This is a genomic window from Archangium gephyra, from assembly GCF_042230915.1.
GTDB classification, from domain to species: Bacteria; Myxococcota; Myxococcia; order Myxococcales; family Myxococcaceae; genus Archangium; species Archangium gephyra_B.
This window is the reverse complement of the sequence record NZ_CP102578.1, coordinates 8,847,966-8,861,991: the sequence shown is the minus strand read 5'-3', so window position 1 is coordinate 8,861,991 and position 14,026 is coordinate 8,847,966. Positions and strand designations below refer to the sequence as shown.

Here is a 14,026-nt window from a genome sequence, read left to right as displayed (position 1 = left end):
CTGGCGCCGGAAGTGACTCGAATCAGGAGGTGGGGCGTGAGTAAGAGGGACGCTCATGGCCGCTAGCGAACAGACCTCCTCCGCGCAGCCGGCCCTGGCCCGGACCATGGGACTCGGTGCGCTGATCATCTATGGCGTGGGGGACATGCTCGGGGCGGGAATCTACGGGCTGATGGGCAAGGCCGCGGGCCTCATGGGCAATGCCGTCTGGCTCGCCTTCGTCATGGCGATGGTCGTCGCCCTGCTGACGGGATTGAGCTACGCCAACATCGGCTCACGCTACCCGCGCGCGGCGGGCGCTCCCTATGTCGTCCAGCGCGCCTTCCGGGTACCAGCCGTGCCCTTCATCCTCGGCCTGGGCGTGGCGGCCTCCGGCTTGACGTCCATGGCCACGGGCTCGCGTGTCATCGCCGGCTACCTGCAGTCCCTGGGTGTGCGTCTGCCAACGGGGGTGCTGGCCGCCGGCTTCCTGGTGCTGCTCTCGCTCGTCGTCTTCCGGGGCATCCGCGAGAGCACGTGGATGAACTTCGTCTGTACGGCCGTCGAGCTCACCGGGCTGCTGATCGTCATCGGCGTAGGCCTCCGGTATTGGGGCTCGGTCGACTACCTCGAGGTTCCCTCCGCGGCCGGGCAGGGCGGCGTGGAGTCTGGCCTCTCCGCGGGACTGCTGTTGCAGGGCGCGGTGCTGACGTTCTTCTCGTTCATCGGTTTCGAGGACATCCTCAACGTGGCCGAGGAGGTGAAGCAGCCGCGCACCACCTTGCCGCTGGGGCTGTTGCTGGCCCTGCTCATCGCCACGTGCCTCTATGTGCTGGTGGCGATCTCCGCCGTGTCGGTGCTGCCGTACAACGAGCTGAGCCAGTCCAAGGCCGCCTTGGTGGACGTGGTGCGCAAGGCCGCTCCCGCCATTCCGCCCACCCTCTTCACGGCCATCTGCATCTTCGCGGTGGCCAACACGGCCCTGCTCAACTACGTCATGGGCTCCCGGCTGCTGTATGGCATGGCCCGCCAGGGGCTGCTGCCGGCGCGCCTGAGCCGGGTGCACCGCGGCCGCCGCACCCCGCACATCGCCATCCTCGTGCTGTTGGGCTGTGTGCTGGCCCTGGCGCTGTTGGGCGACATCCGCCAGCTCGCCGATGCCACGTCGCTGCTGCTGCTGGGGGCCTTCGTGGTGGTGAACGGGGCCCTGGTGGTGCTGAAGCTCCGCCCGGGCGAGCCCCGGGGCGCCTTCGAGGTGCCCGTGGCCGTCCCCGCCGTCGGCGTGCTGCTCTGCCTGGTGATGATCGCCGGCCGCGTGCTGGGCCCCGAGGCGGATGTGCGCGCGCCCCTCATCGCGGGCGGCATCGTCGCGGGCATCGGCGTGCTGTACCTCGTCCGGCGGCCGGAGAACGTGGTGTTGGAAGAGGAGCCGGAGCAGCCGTAGGTGGCCCGGACGCCCGCTCCCCAGACGGGAGTCCAGCGAGCGCGGCGAAGGGGCGTTATAGATTCCTCCCGAATGACCGCCCCCCTGGAACAACCGTCCATCTTCACTGGGCCCGAGGGCGTGGACGCCCTGGCTTCGCTGCTGCGGGGCCGCCGGCTCGTGGTGCTCACGGGGGCCGGGTGCAGCACGGAGTCAGGCATCCCGGACTACCGGGGGCCCGGCACGCGCGCCCGTGCCCGCAACCCCATCCAGCATCGCGAGTTCCTCACCAAACCCGAGGTGCGCACGCGCTACTGGGCCCGGAGCCTGCTCGGCTGGCCGCGCTTCTCGTCGGCCCGGCCCAACGCCGCCCACCAGGCGCTCGCCTCGCTGGAGCGGGAGGGCCACGTGCTGGGCCTCATCACCCAGAACGTGGACCGCCTGCACCATGCCGCTGGGAGCCAGCGGGTCATCGAGCTGCATGGGGCGCTCGCCCGGGTGCGGTGCCTGGACTGTGAGGCCCTCGAGCCCCGGGTGGAGGTGCAGGAGCGCCTCATGGCCCTCAACCCCGGCTTCGCGGAGCGCACCGCCGAGCTGCGGCCAGATGGGGACGCCGAGCTGCCCGTCGAGGCGGTGCGGGACTTCCAGGTGGCGGTGTGCACCCGCTGCGGCGGGACGCTGAAGCCGGACGTGGTCTTCTTCGGGGACAACGTTCCAGCCCCCACCGTGGAGGCCGCGTTCTCGCTGCTGGAGGAGGGGGACGCGCTGCTGGTGGTGGGCTCCTCCCTGGCCATCTACTCGGGCTTCCGTTTCCTTCAGCGGGCCGCGGATCGCCACCTGCCCATCGGCCTCGTCAACATCGGCGAGTGCCGCGGAGGGGAGCTGGTGGACGTGCGGGTGGAGGCCCGGGCGGGCGAGGTGCTCCCCCAACTCGCGGCGGCGCTCGCCACCGGTTGAGCCCGAGTCCTGTTGTACGGCACGGCGCTCCGGTCCAATCTCCCGGGGCCCCCGCAACCCGAGAGGACCCGATGCCCGCAGTCATCCGCCCCGCGACTCCAGAGGACCTTCCGGCACTGGCCGCCGCGCTGGCGCCGCTCCCCCTCTTCAAGGCCTATGGCCTGGAAGCCCCGGCCCTGGCGGCCCGCTTCCGGGGGGCGCTGGAGCGGGGCGAGGGCCTGCTCATGGCCCTCGACGAGAGCGGCCCGGTGGGCGTGTGCTGGTTTCTCACCCGGGGCACCTTCGGGACGGGGGCGTACCTGCGCACGCTCGCCATCCGGGAGGACCGCCATGGCTCGGGCCTCGGCGCGCAACTGCTCGCGGCGTACGAGGCCGGGTGTGGAGAGCCGTCCGGGGGCTACTTCCTGCTCACCTCTGACTTCAACGAGGGCGCGCAGCGCTTCTACCAGCGGCACGGGTACCGCCAGGTGGGCCAGCTCCCGGGCTTCGCCGTGCCGGGGGTCACCGAGCTCGTCTTCTGGAAGCCGCGCGTCAGGGGATGACTCCGGCCACCACGGGACGCTCGGGCTCCTCGGAGGGCTGGCACGTGGGCCAGGTGTCGTCCTCGAGCAGCGTGCCCACCGTGACGAGCTCGAAGCCCCGCTTGCGCAGCCCCTTGATGATGTCCGGCAGCGCCGTGGCGGTGGCGAAACGCTTGTGGTTCATGTGCAGCACCACGATGCCTCCGGGGCTCGCCTTGCGCACCACCCAGTCCACCAGCCGCCGCGCGGTGATGGTGGTGTCCGGGTCTCCCGAGGGTAAGTCGTAGTTGAGGGTGACGAGCGCCGCCTTGGACGCGAGCCAGGCGACACGCCTGTCCACCTCGCCAAAGGGGGGGCGGAAGTACTTGGGGATGCGGCCCGTCAGGTCATAGACGACCTGCTGCGTGCGCTGCAGCTCCTCCAGCACCTTCCCGTCATCCTTCACCTCGGGCATGTGGGGATGGGAGTAGGTGTGGTTGCCGAACTCGAAGTCCGGGTACTGCGCGAGCTCCTCCAGGCGCTCCGGGTTGGCCAGCGCCCAACCGCCGCCGATGAAGAGGGTGGCCGGCGTCCCGGTCTCCACCAGGGTGCGGATGACGCGCTCGTCATACTCGTTGTGGCGCGTGGAGCAGGCGTCGAAGGTGAGCGCCACCCGCATGCGGTTGCGGCTCCCGTTCGTCACGATGGGCGCTGTCAGGCAGGCCGTGGGCTCCGGGGGTGCAGGTGCCTTCTCCTCCTGAGGCGGGGCCTCGGGCTCCTCGGGGGGAGTCCAGACACAGGCGCTCGTGGCGAGCGCCACCAGCGTCAGCAGGGAATGCACGGGAGACCAACGGGCCATGATGTGCGACGCGCTCCTGTCGTCCGCCAACGGGCGGAGGGAACGGTGCAGGTATAGCGCGGATGGCTCCCCGCTTGTTGGGTGTGCAACGAGCAGTGCACCCATGTGACGGGCCGTATGGCACCCGGAGCGGAGGTTTACGGAGTCCTCGAATTCGGGTGCCTCCAGCGGACCGGCGAGGGGGCTTGACGCGCGAGCCGGAGCACGTCCCGCGGGGGCTCAGGGCCGCGGGTCCGCGAACAGCGTCAGGCTGAGCGACAAGTCCTGGTGAACGTTGCCCAGGCCCGGGATGTAGCCCTGCTCGCCGAAGGTGCACAGGCCCAGCAGGGGGACGCCCGGCAACAGCCGGGAGAACGTCCGCAGGCCCTCGTCCACGCGCGGCCCCAGTGCACCCGCGCACCCGGCGCAGAAGATGAGCGCCGCGCCCTTCACCTCCCGCGAGTTCAGTCCGCCCTGAGCCAGCGCCATGTCGATGAGGTGGGCCACGTCGTTCACCAGTCCCTCGGCGGTACCGGTCATCAGGCACACCTCGTCCTGCGGCTCGATGCGGGCGAAGACATCCACCGAGCCCCGGTCCGCGTGGACGTGGGCCGGGTGCACCGTCACGTAGTGGTCCCGGCGGCTCACGCCGCGGCGGACGGCGATGGGCCGCAGCGCCGTCTGGGCGAGGATGTTGCCGCCCGAGCGCACCTGGTCGTCGATGGCGCCCTCCAGCCAGCGCCCCAGCACCTGCGCGGCGGGTTGTCCATCCAGCGTCAGCAGGGTCCGGCCCTCCGCTCCCGTGGCCCGGGCGGCTACCCCCGTGGGGGAGTAGGGCGTGGACAGCGCCGTTCCCACCCGCATCTCGCCAAAGAGACCCAGCAGCGACACGCCCGCCGGGACCGGACCCTCGTGCGTGAAGACACTCCACTGCCCGGCGATGGCATGGTCCGCGGCGCTGCCTCCCTGGCACGGCACGTCCGGGCACACGCTCGCGATGCCCTCCAGCATCGCCTCCTCCATGCCGGGCGAGGCGTTGAAGAGGATCATCCGCGGCGGCTTGCCTCCCGCCTTGCGCACCAGCGCTCGCGCCGCGGCCTCACCGGCCCGCCGCCCGTCCGCCTCGGTGGAGGAGGCCACGAAGGCCGTTCCCGGTGCGCCGCCCACCAGCATCACCGCCAGCGCGCCGTGGCCCTCGTTGCGCACGCCGGCCGCGGTGAGCACGCCCAGCGACGTGGTCACTCCATGCAGCGGGACTCCGGCCAGCGCCTCGCGGAAGGCCGTGTGGACACGCGCGGCCTCGTAGTCCACCGTCGCGGTGATGTAGGCCGCCTGCACGGGCGCTCCTCCGAGCTGCGCGCGTGCCTGCTCCACCGCGGCCTGGACGGCCTTCTCCGCGTCCACGGCATCTCCGATTCCGACACCGATCGAGACAGTCATCTTCATGCCTCCGCGAGAAGCTCCTGGAGCTCCCTCAGTTCCTGGGCCGACAACAATTGGGGCAGTGCCTGCTCCAGCCGCCGCAGGGCGTCCGGCGGGTCCGGATCATTCGGCCCGATGCTGCGGACGTTTACCCCGCTCATCATGATGAGGCGCGCGACACCGAAGCCGAGCTTGCGCTTTTCAACGTAGGAGGTGATGCGGCTGATCCTGTTGGCCATGGGGTTCGCGGGTGCTTACCGGGAGCGGAGGGCAATCTCCGTGAGCTCCTCGTCCGTGAGAGGAAGGGGGTTGGCCTTCATGCTGCTGGCCGCCTTGGCCCGGGAGACGAGCCGCGGCACGTCGGCCTCGGTGAGGCCATGGCGCCCGAGGCCTGGCACGCCCAGGGCCTGGCACAGCTCCCTTACCCAGGAGATGCCGTCCTCGGCCGTGGCGTCCGCACGCCCGGTGAGCAGCACCGCCACCTCCTGGAAGCGCGGAAGCGCCGGGTGGGACGGAGCCCGAGCCCGGAGCGCGCGCAGGTTCACCTCCAGCGTGGCGGGGAGCAACGCCGCGCACACCGCGCCATGGGGCGCCTCGAACATGCCTCCCACCGGGGCCGCGAAGCCATGCACCGCCCCCAGGCCCGCGTTGGCCAGGCACAGGCCGCCGAAGAGGCTCGCGAGCGCCAGGTCCTCCCGCACCGCCGCGTCGGTGCCTTCCAACACCGCGCGGCGCAGCGAGCGCGCCGAGCGGACCATGCCCTCGCGGGCCAGCGCGTCGGTGAGCGGGTTGGCCCGGGCCGAGAGGAAGGGCTCGAGGAGCTGGGAGAGCGCGTCCAGCCCGCTGGAAGCGAGGACCGCGGGGGGCGCGCCCGCCAGCAACTCCGGATCCACGAGCGCCAGCCGGGGCAGCATGAGGGGACTGCGCAGGCTCGCCTTCACCTGGGCATCCTTCACCCCCAGCACCGCGTTGCGCGTCACCTCGGAGCCGGTGCCCGCGGTGGTGGGAATGGCCACCAGCGGGAGCGAGGGCCTGGTCAGCGCCTGTCCCCGGCCCACCACCTCCAGGTAGTCGAGCGGGTCTCCCCCGTTGGCGGCCAGCGCGGCAATGGCCTTGCCCGCATCCAGCGCGCTGCCTCCGCCGAACGCCACCACCGCATCGCACTGGCCGGCGAGCGCGGTGGCCGTTCCCTCGCGCACCCGCTCCACGGTGGGCTCGCCTTCCACCGCGAACGTCACGCTGGAGAGGCCCATCCGGCCGAGCCCTTCGCGCAGCGGCCCGGCGCGCGTGGGATCACGGCCCGTGACCAGCAGCACCTTGTGCCCCCCGAGGGACTTCACCGCCTCGGGGAGCTCGGCCAGCCGGCCCGCTCCGAAGACGATGTGCGTGGCGGTGGCGAACTCGAAACCCGTCAGGCCCATCTCACCACCCCGCATCTTCGGGGAAGCAGTTGACGTACTTCCGGGAGGTGCGCGGCTCGGCCATCATGGGCGCCACGGTGTCCCGCCACTTCAGATAGTGGGCCGTCTCCTTGTGGGCGGCTGGCGCCTGGGGCGTCTTGTAGGCCTCGACGAGCACGAACCGCGTCGGATCCTCGGTGTCCTGGACGACATCGAAGCGGGAGATGCCTGGCTCCTTCACGCTCTCCCGCGCGTTGGCCAGGGTGGCCTCGCGAAAGGCTTCGACCGACTCGGGCTTGACGTGGACGTGCACGTGGACGACCAGCAGGCTGTTGGACATGGGGGCCCAGAATAGCCGGGTGACTCCCTCACGAGCGGGATTCGCTGCTCCGGGTGTCGAGCCGGAGGCGTTCGCCCCGCCCACCGTCGCCTATGTGTCGGGAGGCACGGGACACAGGAGCGGGGTGCCCCGTGCCTTGGCGCTCAGCCCACCGCGCGCACGGGCGGCATGAGGCCATCCAGGAGGGCTTCCATGAGCCGCTCCACCTCCTCCAGCGGCACTCCCTGAATGGTGAGGAAGGTCTTGCCCCCCTTGATGTTCGTCTTGAACTGCACGCGAGCGCCCTGGGCGAAGTGGCGCGAGAGGCTCTCCCGCATGAACTCGACGCGGGCCGCGTCCGTGGTGGGCATGGTCGCCCGGGACGGCTTGCGCTTGCCCTTCACGGCCAGCTTCAGCTCCACCATGGTGCATTCGGAGAAAGGCTTCTGCACCACGCGCCCGTCCTCCTGCGGGACATCGATCGGGGTGGCCCCCGGGTCACCGCTCGTGAGCTGGATGTCGGCCGCCACGGCGTAGGTGCGCAGGGTGGTCAGGTTCATCACGCCATACTTCCTGCACGCCTCCTCGGTGAACTCGCGGGCCACGGCGCCATACCGGCTCAGCGTCGACTGCGAGAGCGTCTTGATGTGCTGGCTGAAGTACTGCAGGGCGCTGTCGTACTGGGTCTTCTCCGCCAGCTTGTTGTCCACGGCGTAGTTGTAGAGGCGGCCGATACCATAGTGACCGGCGTTGCCCTGCTCCAGGTAGCTGAGGATGGAGTCCCGCACCTGCTCGAGCGTCAGCTCGGGCAGGGTGTTGCTTCCGTTCATCTGTTCCATGACTGCTCCCCCCAATGAGGTGGAACCGCGAGAGTGCGGCTGCGCGGTATCAAGCAACCCGAGGGCCAGGAGGCATGCCTGTGTATTCGCCTGTTTACGCGTCAGGGCGTGGTCAGGGAGTCCCGGCACGCGGAGGGCTCATCCGAGACAGGAGACTCCCGGGATCTTTTGTCCCCGGTGCATTCCACTTGTCGCCGACGACAAGTGAAACGGGGCGGGTGCATTTCACTTGTCGCCGACGACAAGTGAAATGGGGCGGGTGCATTCCACTTGTCGCCGACGACAAGTGGAATGGCCTGGGGCAGAGCCCGCGTCAGTCCCGCCCGGGGTGGATGGCGCGGGTCGGCGTCTCCTCGTCAGAGGGCGGCTGTGAGCCGGGGTGGCCCGTGAAGACGAGCGGCGCGGAGAGCGCCTCCTGGTACTCCGTCTCGGTGAGGTCGCCTCCCTCGTACAGCAGCGCCAGCAACTCGTTCACGTGCTTCGTCCAGATGTCGGAGAGCGTCCCCCGGCTGCAATACACGTGATAGCGCACCGGGTTGGGGATGATGGTGGCCAGGAAGGCCGACTCGCGGATGCTCAGCTCTCGCGCGTCCTTGCCGAAGTAGTGCCGTGCGGCTTCGCCAATACCGTAGAGACCAGGGCCCCACTCGATGATGTTGAAATACACCTCGAGCAGCCGCTCCTTCGGCACCGAGGCCTCCAGCCCCAGCGTGAGGAATGCTTCCTTCACCTTGCGCGCGTAGGTCTTCTCCCGGGAGAGGAAGAGATTCTTGGCAAGCTGCTGGGTGAGGGTGGAGCCGCCGCGCACCTTGTCGTCCGCGGGTGCCAGCAGGATGCCGCGGAGCGAGTCGAAGTCGAAGCCCCGGTGCGTCCAGAAGGCCGCGTCCTCGCTCCGCAACACCGCCCGCACCAGCGGACGAGGGAGCTCGGCCAGTGGCAGGTAGGCGGGGTTGCTCGGTCCGATGTGCAGCTCCCGTCCGCGGCCCTCGGCCGTCAGAGGCCGGTAGTCGAAAGGCTCGCGCAGCCAGCCCAGGGGCCCGGCCCGGGCGGATTGCTTCAGCTCCGACAGGTCCAGCTTCGCCTTCACCTCCCAGTCCCGGCGCTGGTGCATCGGACCCGAGAGCGCCAGCGAGGCCTGGAAGTGTCCCTCCAGCCGCGCCAGCTCGGTGCCGGGCACCAGGGGTGGGGGCAGGGCGGCCATGGCCTGCTCGAAGGAGAGCGGCCGCAGCTCCGCTTGCACCGAGAAACGGGGCTCGCTGCTCCAGGTGGCCTCGCCCTGCACCTCGACACGTGCCTCACGCCGCTCACCCACCGTCAGCCGCAGGGACTCGAGCTCCACGTGCCGCCGCTCCAGGTCCCAATGCGCGCGGCCCTCGGCCGAAAAGGAGAGCGGCCCCACCGGCTCGGGAGCGAGCTGAGGGCTGCTCACGGTGAGCCCCGAGAGGGCCCCGGAGAAGGTGGCGCCCGTGGCGTCCACCCGGACCTCTCCCTCCAGGGTGCCCCCCTCCATGTGCAACGGCGGCTCCGCGAGCGACAGCAACGGGCCCGCCGGGATACCCCGCCCCTGGAGTGTCCCCGAGAAGCCCGGCTCCCCTTGCTGGACGGACAGCACCGCGCTGCCACCGCCGGGCAGCTCGGCCGTCGCCTCCCACCGGGATGCGTCCGCCGGGCCCTCCCGCCTCACTCGCGCCGACAACGGGCCCCACTCCACGCGGCCATGGCGCTCGAAGGCCAGACGCACGTCCGTCAGCACCAGCTCGGGCAAGTCGCGGGGAGCGCCTTCCGCCGAGGGTGGGGCCGGACGCCGGTTCCGGCGCACCTCGCGCATCCGCTCGACGAGGGCCCGCACCTCCTGCCCCTGGGGCCCGGCCTCCACCTGGACGCCCGCGAGTTCCACGCGGCTCGCCTCGACGTGGCCCGACAGCAGCGACAGACGCCGGAGGTGGACGGTGACACGCGAGATGCGCACCACCGGAGGCCCCTCGGGCCGCGTGCCTGGGAGCTCCACCGGGCCCAGCGTCACCGTGCCAGTCCACCCGACGTGGAAGTCGTCGCCGATGTGCACCGGGCCCAGCCGCGACTCCAGCGCGGGCTTCACCCGGGCCAGCACCTGGCTGCGGGCCGCCTCTCCGCGCAGCCAGCGCTGGCCGGCCCCCACGCCCGCGGCGAACAGGAGGGCGAGCAGCAGGAGGACGACACGGCCTCGCTTGAAGGGGCGGCGCGGGAGGGACATGAGGCTCGCGCCTCCCTAGCGTCAGGAGGCGCGAGGAGCAAGCGTGGGCTCTACCGGGTCGCGCAATAACCGAAGCTGGTGCTCTCGCCCGGCGCCAGCTCGTCATTCCAATCCAGACCGCTGAAGGTGGTCTGGGCGCCCGACTGGGTGAAGATGGAGCTCCAGGCGTGATTGAGGGTGCCCTCGATTTCGATGGTGACGCGCCAGGTGAGCGGGGCCGTACCCGGGTTGCTCACCTTGACGTTGTGGCAGTAGCCACTGCCCCAGTCGTCCTGGACGGACACGGAGACCTGGGCGTTGCCGGAAGTGGGCGTGCCACCGCCGCCGCTGCCACCCCCGCTGCTGCCGCCACCGCCCGGAGCTGGGGCGGGCGAGCCCGTCGACTCTCCCACGCGCAGGGTGAAGCGCGGCAACTGCGTCAGCGAGATGAGCAGCTCCGGGATGCTCAGCTGCTGCTTGCGGAAGGTCTCGGTGAGCTGGTTGGCCGCGCAGGAGTCGTCATCTCCGGAGACGCCGTAGCCGAAGCGCAGCCATTGCAGGGAGAAGCAGGAGTGCACGTCCGGGCTCTCCGCCAGCTTCTGCTGGAGCCCATCCACGCCGATGAAGGTCCCGTTGGTGGCCGACGAAGAGCGCACCTCGCCGCTCGCATCCACCGGCTGCCCGCTGGGCAGCATGGGCTCGAAACGGCCGACGCTGTTGAATTGCTCGAAGCCGAAGCCGATGGGGTCCATCAGCTGGTGGCAGGAGGCGCAGGCCGCGTTGGTCGAGTGCTCCTGGAAGCGCTGCCGGTTGGGCAGTCCCTCACTCACCGGAGACAGCTGCACGCTGAGGCCCGGGGGCGGCGGCGGGAGCGGCTGGCAAAGCAGGCGCTCACGCACGAGCTTGCCGCGGCGGATGGGCGAGGACGTCTGCGGCGTGGCCTGGGTGGCCAGGATGCTGCCATGGGTGAGGATGCCGCCGCGGCCCGTGCTCTTCAGCTCCCACATGCGCAGGCCGCTGGTGGGCGCCGTCGAGGACGTCACCGGCCCCGAGGGCAGGCGGTAGAACGAGGCGAGCGCGTCCGTGGCGAACGTGTAGTCGGAGGTGAAGAGCTCGGGCAGTCGGCCGCTGCTGTCGCGGACGACATAGTCGAACAGCTCCGTCGTCTCGGCCAGCATCGCCGAGCGGATGGACGGGCTGAAGTCCTCGAAGGCTGCGTCCTTCTGCGCCTGGTTGATGTGTCCCAGGTCCAGCCATTGGCTCACGAAGTGGTCGAGCATGGGCCGGCTCCGGGGAGACGCCAGCATCCGGCGCGCCTCGACGGAGAGCTGCTCCGGCTTGTTCAGGGCGCCCGCCTTCGCCTTGGCGAAGAGCTGCTCATCCGGCATGGAGCCCCAGAAGAGGTAGGACAGCTCCGAGGCCACCTCGTAGTCGGTCAGCACGTACCGCCCGTCTCCCAGGTGCTGTCCCAGCTCCGTGCGGTAGAGGAAGTTGGGGGACTGGAGCATGGCGGCGATGATGGCCTCGATGCCCTCGGTGTACCCGTCCTCCGCCGCCACGGCCGTGTAGAGCGACTGGTAGCGCGTCTTCTCCGCGTCCGTCAGCGGGCGGCGGAAGGCCCGCAGGCCGAAGTCCTGGATGAACTGCCGCGCGCACTCCTCGCCCGGCGCGCACGAGACGTGCCGGGACAGATTGGCCACGCCGGCCTCGGCCGCCTGCTCGGCGGCGGACAGGAGCTTGTCCGTCAGCAACTGGCCCACCGCGCGCTCGTCCGCGTTGTTGTCGAAGCCGTGCACCCGCTCTTCCGCGGGCAGGGACTGGCCCCACTGGGAGTCGAGGTAGAGCAGGTCGCGCAGGGTATTGTCGTACTCGAAGCGGGTGAGCATGCGCAGCCGGCGTTTGGCGTTGGGGTCCGCCTTGCCCGGCTCACACGCGGCGACCAGGGAGGCCTCGCAGGCGCCGGCAACGCCGTTGATGCGGTCCGCGAAGCGCTGGAAGTTCTCGTAGCGCGTGCTGCCCTGTTCCACGACGGTGCCGCCCCCGTGCCCATTCGGGTGCAGGCCCGAGGGCTTGAGCAGGAGCAGCGGCTGGCCGTTGACCATCTCGCGCGCCATCGCCCGCACCGTCATGAAGTTGGACTCCACCGCCCCCGGGGTTCCCGGAGGCAGCAGCACCATGCGTGTCCCGGCCGCCATTCCATCGGACTTGTGGCAGGCCACGCACTGCACGGACATCACCGGCTCCCACATCCGGGTACGGAAGTACTCCAGGTCGTCGGGGCACCCGGAGTCGGACGTACAGGCGGAGAGGACGGTCGCGGAGAAAAAGAGGGCGCCAAGGGCAGCGAGGTGCCGGGAGGTGAGCACGGATCTGCCTCCTAATCGCGAGGGAAGATTTCCAGAGGGGGGAGGAGGCTGTCAGACGAGCCCGTCGAGCGGGCCGTTGGACCGGTTGGCATCGCCGAAGGTGTCGAGCGGGATGCCCAGGGCGTGGCAGACGGAGGTGAGCAGTTTCTGGTGCGGGGCGCTGCTGAAGCGCAGGTAGCGCCCGAAGCGGAAATAGCTCTGCGCGCCACCGGCGACGATGAAGGGCACGGAGCGGCAGTCGTGCATGCGGCTGTCGCCGAGCTCCTTGGCCCAGACCACCAGGGTGGAGTCGAGCATGTTGCCACCGGTCTCCAGGTCCGGGCGGGACTTGAGGGACTGCAGGAGGTAGGCGAACTGCTCGGCGAACCAGCGCTCGCACTTGACGAGGTCCGCGAGCCCCGCGGTGTTGGAGTCGTCCTTGTGCGACAGCTCATGGTGGGCCTCACCGACACCCGCCCAGGTGAAGACCTGGGGCGCGACGGTATGGGACCACTGGAGTGAGGCCACGCGCGTCATGCCGCAGGTGAGCGCGCTCACCATCAGGTCCGTCTGGGCCCGGCCCACGGCGGGGAAGTTGGCGTTGGCCATGGCGTCCATGGCGAGGGGCGCCGTGGCGGAGGGGCACCCGGGCAGGGCCACGGGCTCGGTCAGCCCCTTCTCCGTCTGGCGCAGCGCCTCGAGGTGCTGCTCCAGCTTCTGCTTCTCCTCCGCGCCCACCCGCTGCGAGAGATCATTCAGCTCACCGCGCACCAGGTCCAGCATGCTCTTGCGCCGGCGCAGCGTCTTGTCGGCGGTGCTCGTGTCACCCCCGAGCGCGCCGAAGAGCCGCTGGAAGGCGCTGCGCGGGTTGTCCTCGGGGGAGACGAAGACGCCGGGGGCCGAGTACGACATGCGCGTCGAGCGCGCCGCGCCCCAGAGGCTCGTCTGCACGCCGAACTCCAGGGACCGGAAGCGCGAGCCCTCGCCAAGCTTGCTCGCCACGTACTGGTCGACGGACAGGCCCCCGGTGGTGCTCTGCGCCGTGCCTCCGCCGGTGAGCATGTTGGCCATGCCCGCCTCGTGGTTGTCCACGTCCACGAAGTTGAGGCCCTCGCAGACGAGCAGGTTGGCGAGGTGCTCGTTGAGCGGCTCCAGCATGCTGCCGGCGGGGAAGGAGAAGGACGTCTCCGTCCCGCTCGGCCGCCAGTAGCGGTGCACCGTGCCATTGGGGGTGAAGACGACGATGAGCCGCTTGGCCACCGGCGTCGCCGCATGGGCCTCCCCGCCGAGGAACCGCAGCAGGGGAGACGCCAGCAGCGAGGCTCCCAAACCCGCTGTGAACTGCCTTCGCCCGATCCGAATCATGCTCGTCGACTCCATTCCCGTGGTCCGACTCGGTGGCCCGTCTGTGACTGGCCGGTGGCAATGACTATCTGTGACTTCGGGATGAGACTCTGCGTGTTGTTGCTTTCCGCGGCAATGACAAAGAGACCCGCGCTGTGCGGCTTCGGTCACTACCCAAATGCTGTCTGGTTCAGGGAGGCGGGTGTAAACCCTTGTCCGACCACGCCTACGCGGCAATTCTCAATTACCTGGAAGAAGAGGCGAAAGTCGAGGCTTTGTAGGAGAGCGCCACGGTTTTTCGCGGAAAGACTTTCAAGATTCGCCTGGTGGTGAATTGGATTTGGCGTGGATGCCAAATTCCTGTCTGAGTTCAACGTCCGGCCTGTGGCGAGCACATTGTAGGTGATGCCGGAGAGTGTGTAAGGCTTTGGCTGTCTTCCCGCGCAGG

At 70.1% G+C, this 14,026-nt stretch carries 12 protein-coding genes; 3 read left to right on the top strand and 9 right to left on the bottom strand.

What is annotated here, in order from left to right; translation table 11 throughout:
* Positions 1-55 precede the first annotated feature (55 nt).
* From NR798_RS34690 to NR798_RS34680, 3 genes are all read left to right on the top strand, one after another.
* The gene (locus tag NR798_RS34690; RefSeq protein ID WP_375766829.1) at positions 56-1,423 is read left to right on the top strand and encodes an APC family permease; all 1,368 of its coding nucleotides are present in this window, start codon (positions 56-58) and stop codon (positions 1,421-1,423) included.
* Between the two features lie 72 nt (positions 1,424-1,495).
* Positions 1,496-2,359: an NAD-dependent protein deacetylase gene (locus NR798_RS34685; protein ID WP_375766828.1), complete on the top strand. Its 864-nt coding sequence runs from the start codon at positions 1,496-1,498 to the stop codon at positions 2,357-2,359.
* A 71-nt stretch (positions 2,360-2,430) separates the two neighbouring features.
* Positions 2,431-2,901 (top strand): GNAT family N-acetyltransferase, encoded by a 471-nt coding sequence (locus tag NR798_RS34680; protein ID WP_375766827.1) that lies wholly within the window; start codon positions 2,431-2,433, stop codon positions 2,899-2,901.
* Here the strand turns inward: NR798_RS34680 and NR798_RS34675 are convergent.
* From NR798_RS34675 to NR798_RS34635, 9 genes are all read right to left on the bottom strand, one after another.
* A complete protein-coding gene (locus NR798_RS34675; RefSeq protein ID WP_375766826.1) occupies positions 2,891-3,718 on the bottom strand; it encodes a polysaccharide deacetylase family protein in 828 nt (275 codons plus the stop codon). The two genes, NR798_RS34680 and NR798_RS34675, sit on opposite strands and share 11 nt — an antisense overlap.
* A 219-nt stretch (positions 3,719-3,937) precedes the next feature.
* Positions 3,938-5,143: an FIST signal transduction protein gene (locus tag NR798_RS34670; protein WP_375766825.1), complete on the bottom strand. Its 1,206-nt coding sequence runs from the start codon at positions 5,141-5,143 to the stop codon at positions 3,938-3,940.
* Positions 5,140-5,358 (bottom strand): hypothetical protein, encoded by a 219-nt coding sequence (locus NR798_RS34665; protein ID WP_375766824.1) that lies wholly within the window; start codon positions 5,356-5,358, stop codon positions 5,140-5,142. The genes NR798_RS34670 and NR798_RS34665 overlap by 4 nt, the downstream gene beginning before the upstream one ends.
* A 15-nt stretch (positions 5,359-5,373) precedes the next feature.
* On the bottom strand, positions 5,374-6,540 hold the full coding sequence (locus NR798_RS34660; protein WP_375766823.1) for an iron-containing alcohol dehydrogenase: 1,167 nt from the start codon (positions 6,538-6,540) through the stop codon (positions 5,374-5,376).
* Position 6,541: 1 nt separating this feature from the next.
* A complete protein-coding gene (locus NR798_RS34655; protein ID WP_375766822.1) occupies positions 6,542-6,859 on the bottom strand; it encodes an antibiotic biosynthesis monooxygenase in 318 nt (105 codons plus the stop codon).
* A gap of 143 nt (positions 6,860-7,002) precedes the next feature.
* Positions 7,003-7,677: a hypothetical protein gene (locus NR798_RS34650; RefSeq protein ID WP_375766821.1), complete on the bottom strand. Its 675-nt coding sequence runs from the start codon at positions 7,675-7,677 to the stop codon at positions 7,003-7,005.
* A 313-nt stretch (positions 7,678-7,990) separates the two neighbouring features.
* Positions 7,991-9,910 (bottom strand): transglycosylase domain-containing protein, encoded by a 1,920-nt coding sequence (locus tag NR798_RS34645; RefSeq protein WP_375766820.1) that lies wholly within the window; start codon positions 9,908-9,910, stop codon positions 7,991-7,993.
* Positions 9,911-9,960: 50 nt separating this feature from the next.
* Positions 9,961-12,255 (bottom strand): DUF1592 domain-containing protein, encoded by a 2,295-nt coding sequence (locus NR798_RS34640; RefSeq protein ID WP_375766819.1) that lies wholly within the window; start codon positions 12,253-12,255, stop codon positions 9,961-9,963.
* A gap of 51 nt (positions 12,256-12,306) precedes the next feature.
* Entirely contained in the window at positions 12,307-13,599 is a 1,293-nt protein-coding gene (locus tag NR798_RS34635) for a DUF1552 domain-containing protein (RefSeq protein ID WP_375766818.1), read from the bottom strand.
* Positions 13,600-14,026 lie beyond the last annotated feature (427 nt).

Bases quoted from the DNA above. Each gene is read 5' to 3' on its own strand.
- NR798_RS34690 (WP_375766829.1), top strand. From the start codon at position 56: ATGGCCGCTAGCGAACAGACCTCCTCCGCGCAGCCGGCCCTGGCCCGG.
- NR798_RS34685 (WP_375766828.1), top strand. From the start codon at position 1,496: ATGACCGCCCCCCTGGAACAACCGTCCATCTTCACTGGGCCCGAGGGC.
- NR798_RS34680 (WP_375766827.1), top strand. From the start codon at position 2,431: ATGCCCGCAGTCATCCGCCCCGCGACTCCAGAGGACCTTCCGGCACTG.
- NR798_RS34675 (WP_375766826.1), bottom strand. From the start codon at position 3,718: ATGGCCCGTTGGTCTCCCGTGCATTCCCTGCTGACGCTGGTGGCGCTC.
- NR798_RS34670 (WP_375766825.1), bottom strand. From the start codon at position 5,143: ATGAAGATGACTGTCTCGATCGGTGTCGGAATCGGAGATGCCGTGGAC.
- NR798_RS34665 (WP_375766824.1), bottom strand. From the start codon at position 5,358: ATGGCCAACAGGATCAGCCGCATCACCTCCTACGTTGAAAAGCGCAAG.
- NR798_RS34660 (WP_375766823.1), bottom strand. From the start codon at position 6,540: ATGGGCCTGACGGGTTTCGAGTTCGCCACCGCCACGCACATCGTCTTC.
- NR798_RS34655 (WP_375766822.1), bottom strand. From the start codon at position 6,859: ATGTCCAACAGCCTGCTGGTCGTCCACGTGCACGTCCACGTCAAGCCC.
- NR798_RS34650 (WP_375766821.1), bottom strand. From the start codon at position 7,677: ATGGAACAGATGAACGGAAGCAACACCCTGCCCGAGCTGACGCTCGAG.
- NR798_RS34645 (WP_375766820.1), bottom strand. From the start codon at position 9,910: ATGTCCCTCCCGCGCCGCCCCTTCAAGCGAGGCCGTGTCGTCCTCCTG.
- NR798_RS34635 (WP_375766818.1), bottom strand. From the start codon at position 13,599: ATGATTCGGATCGGGCGAAGGCAGTTCACAGCGGGTTTGGGAGCCTCG.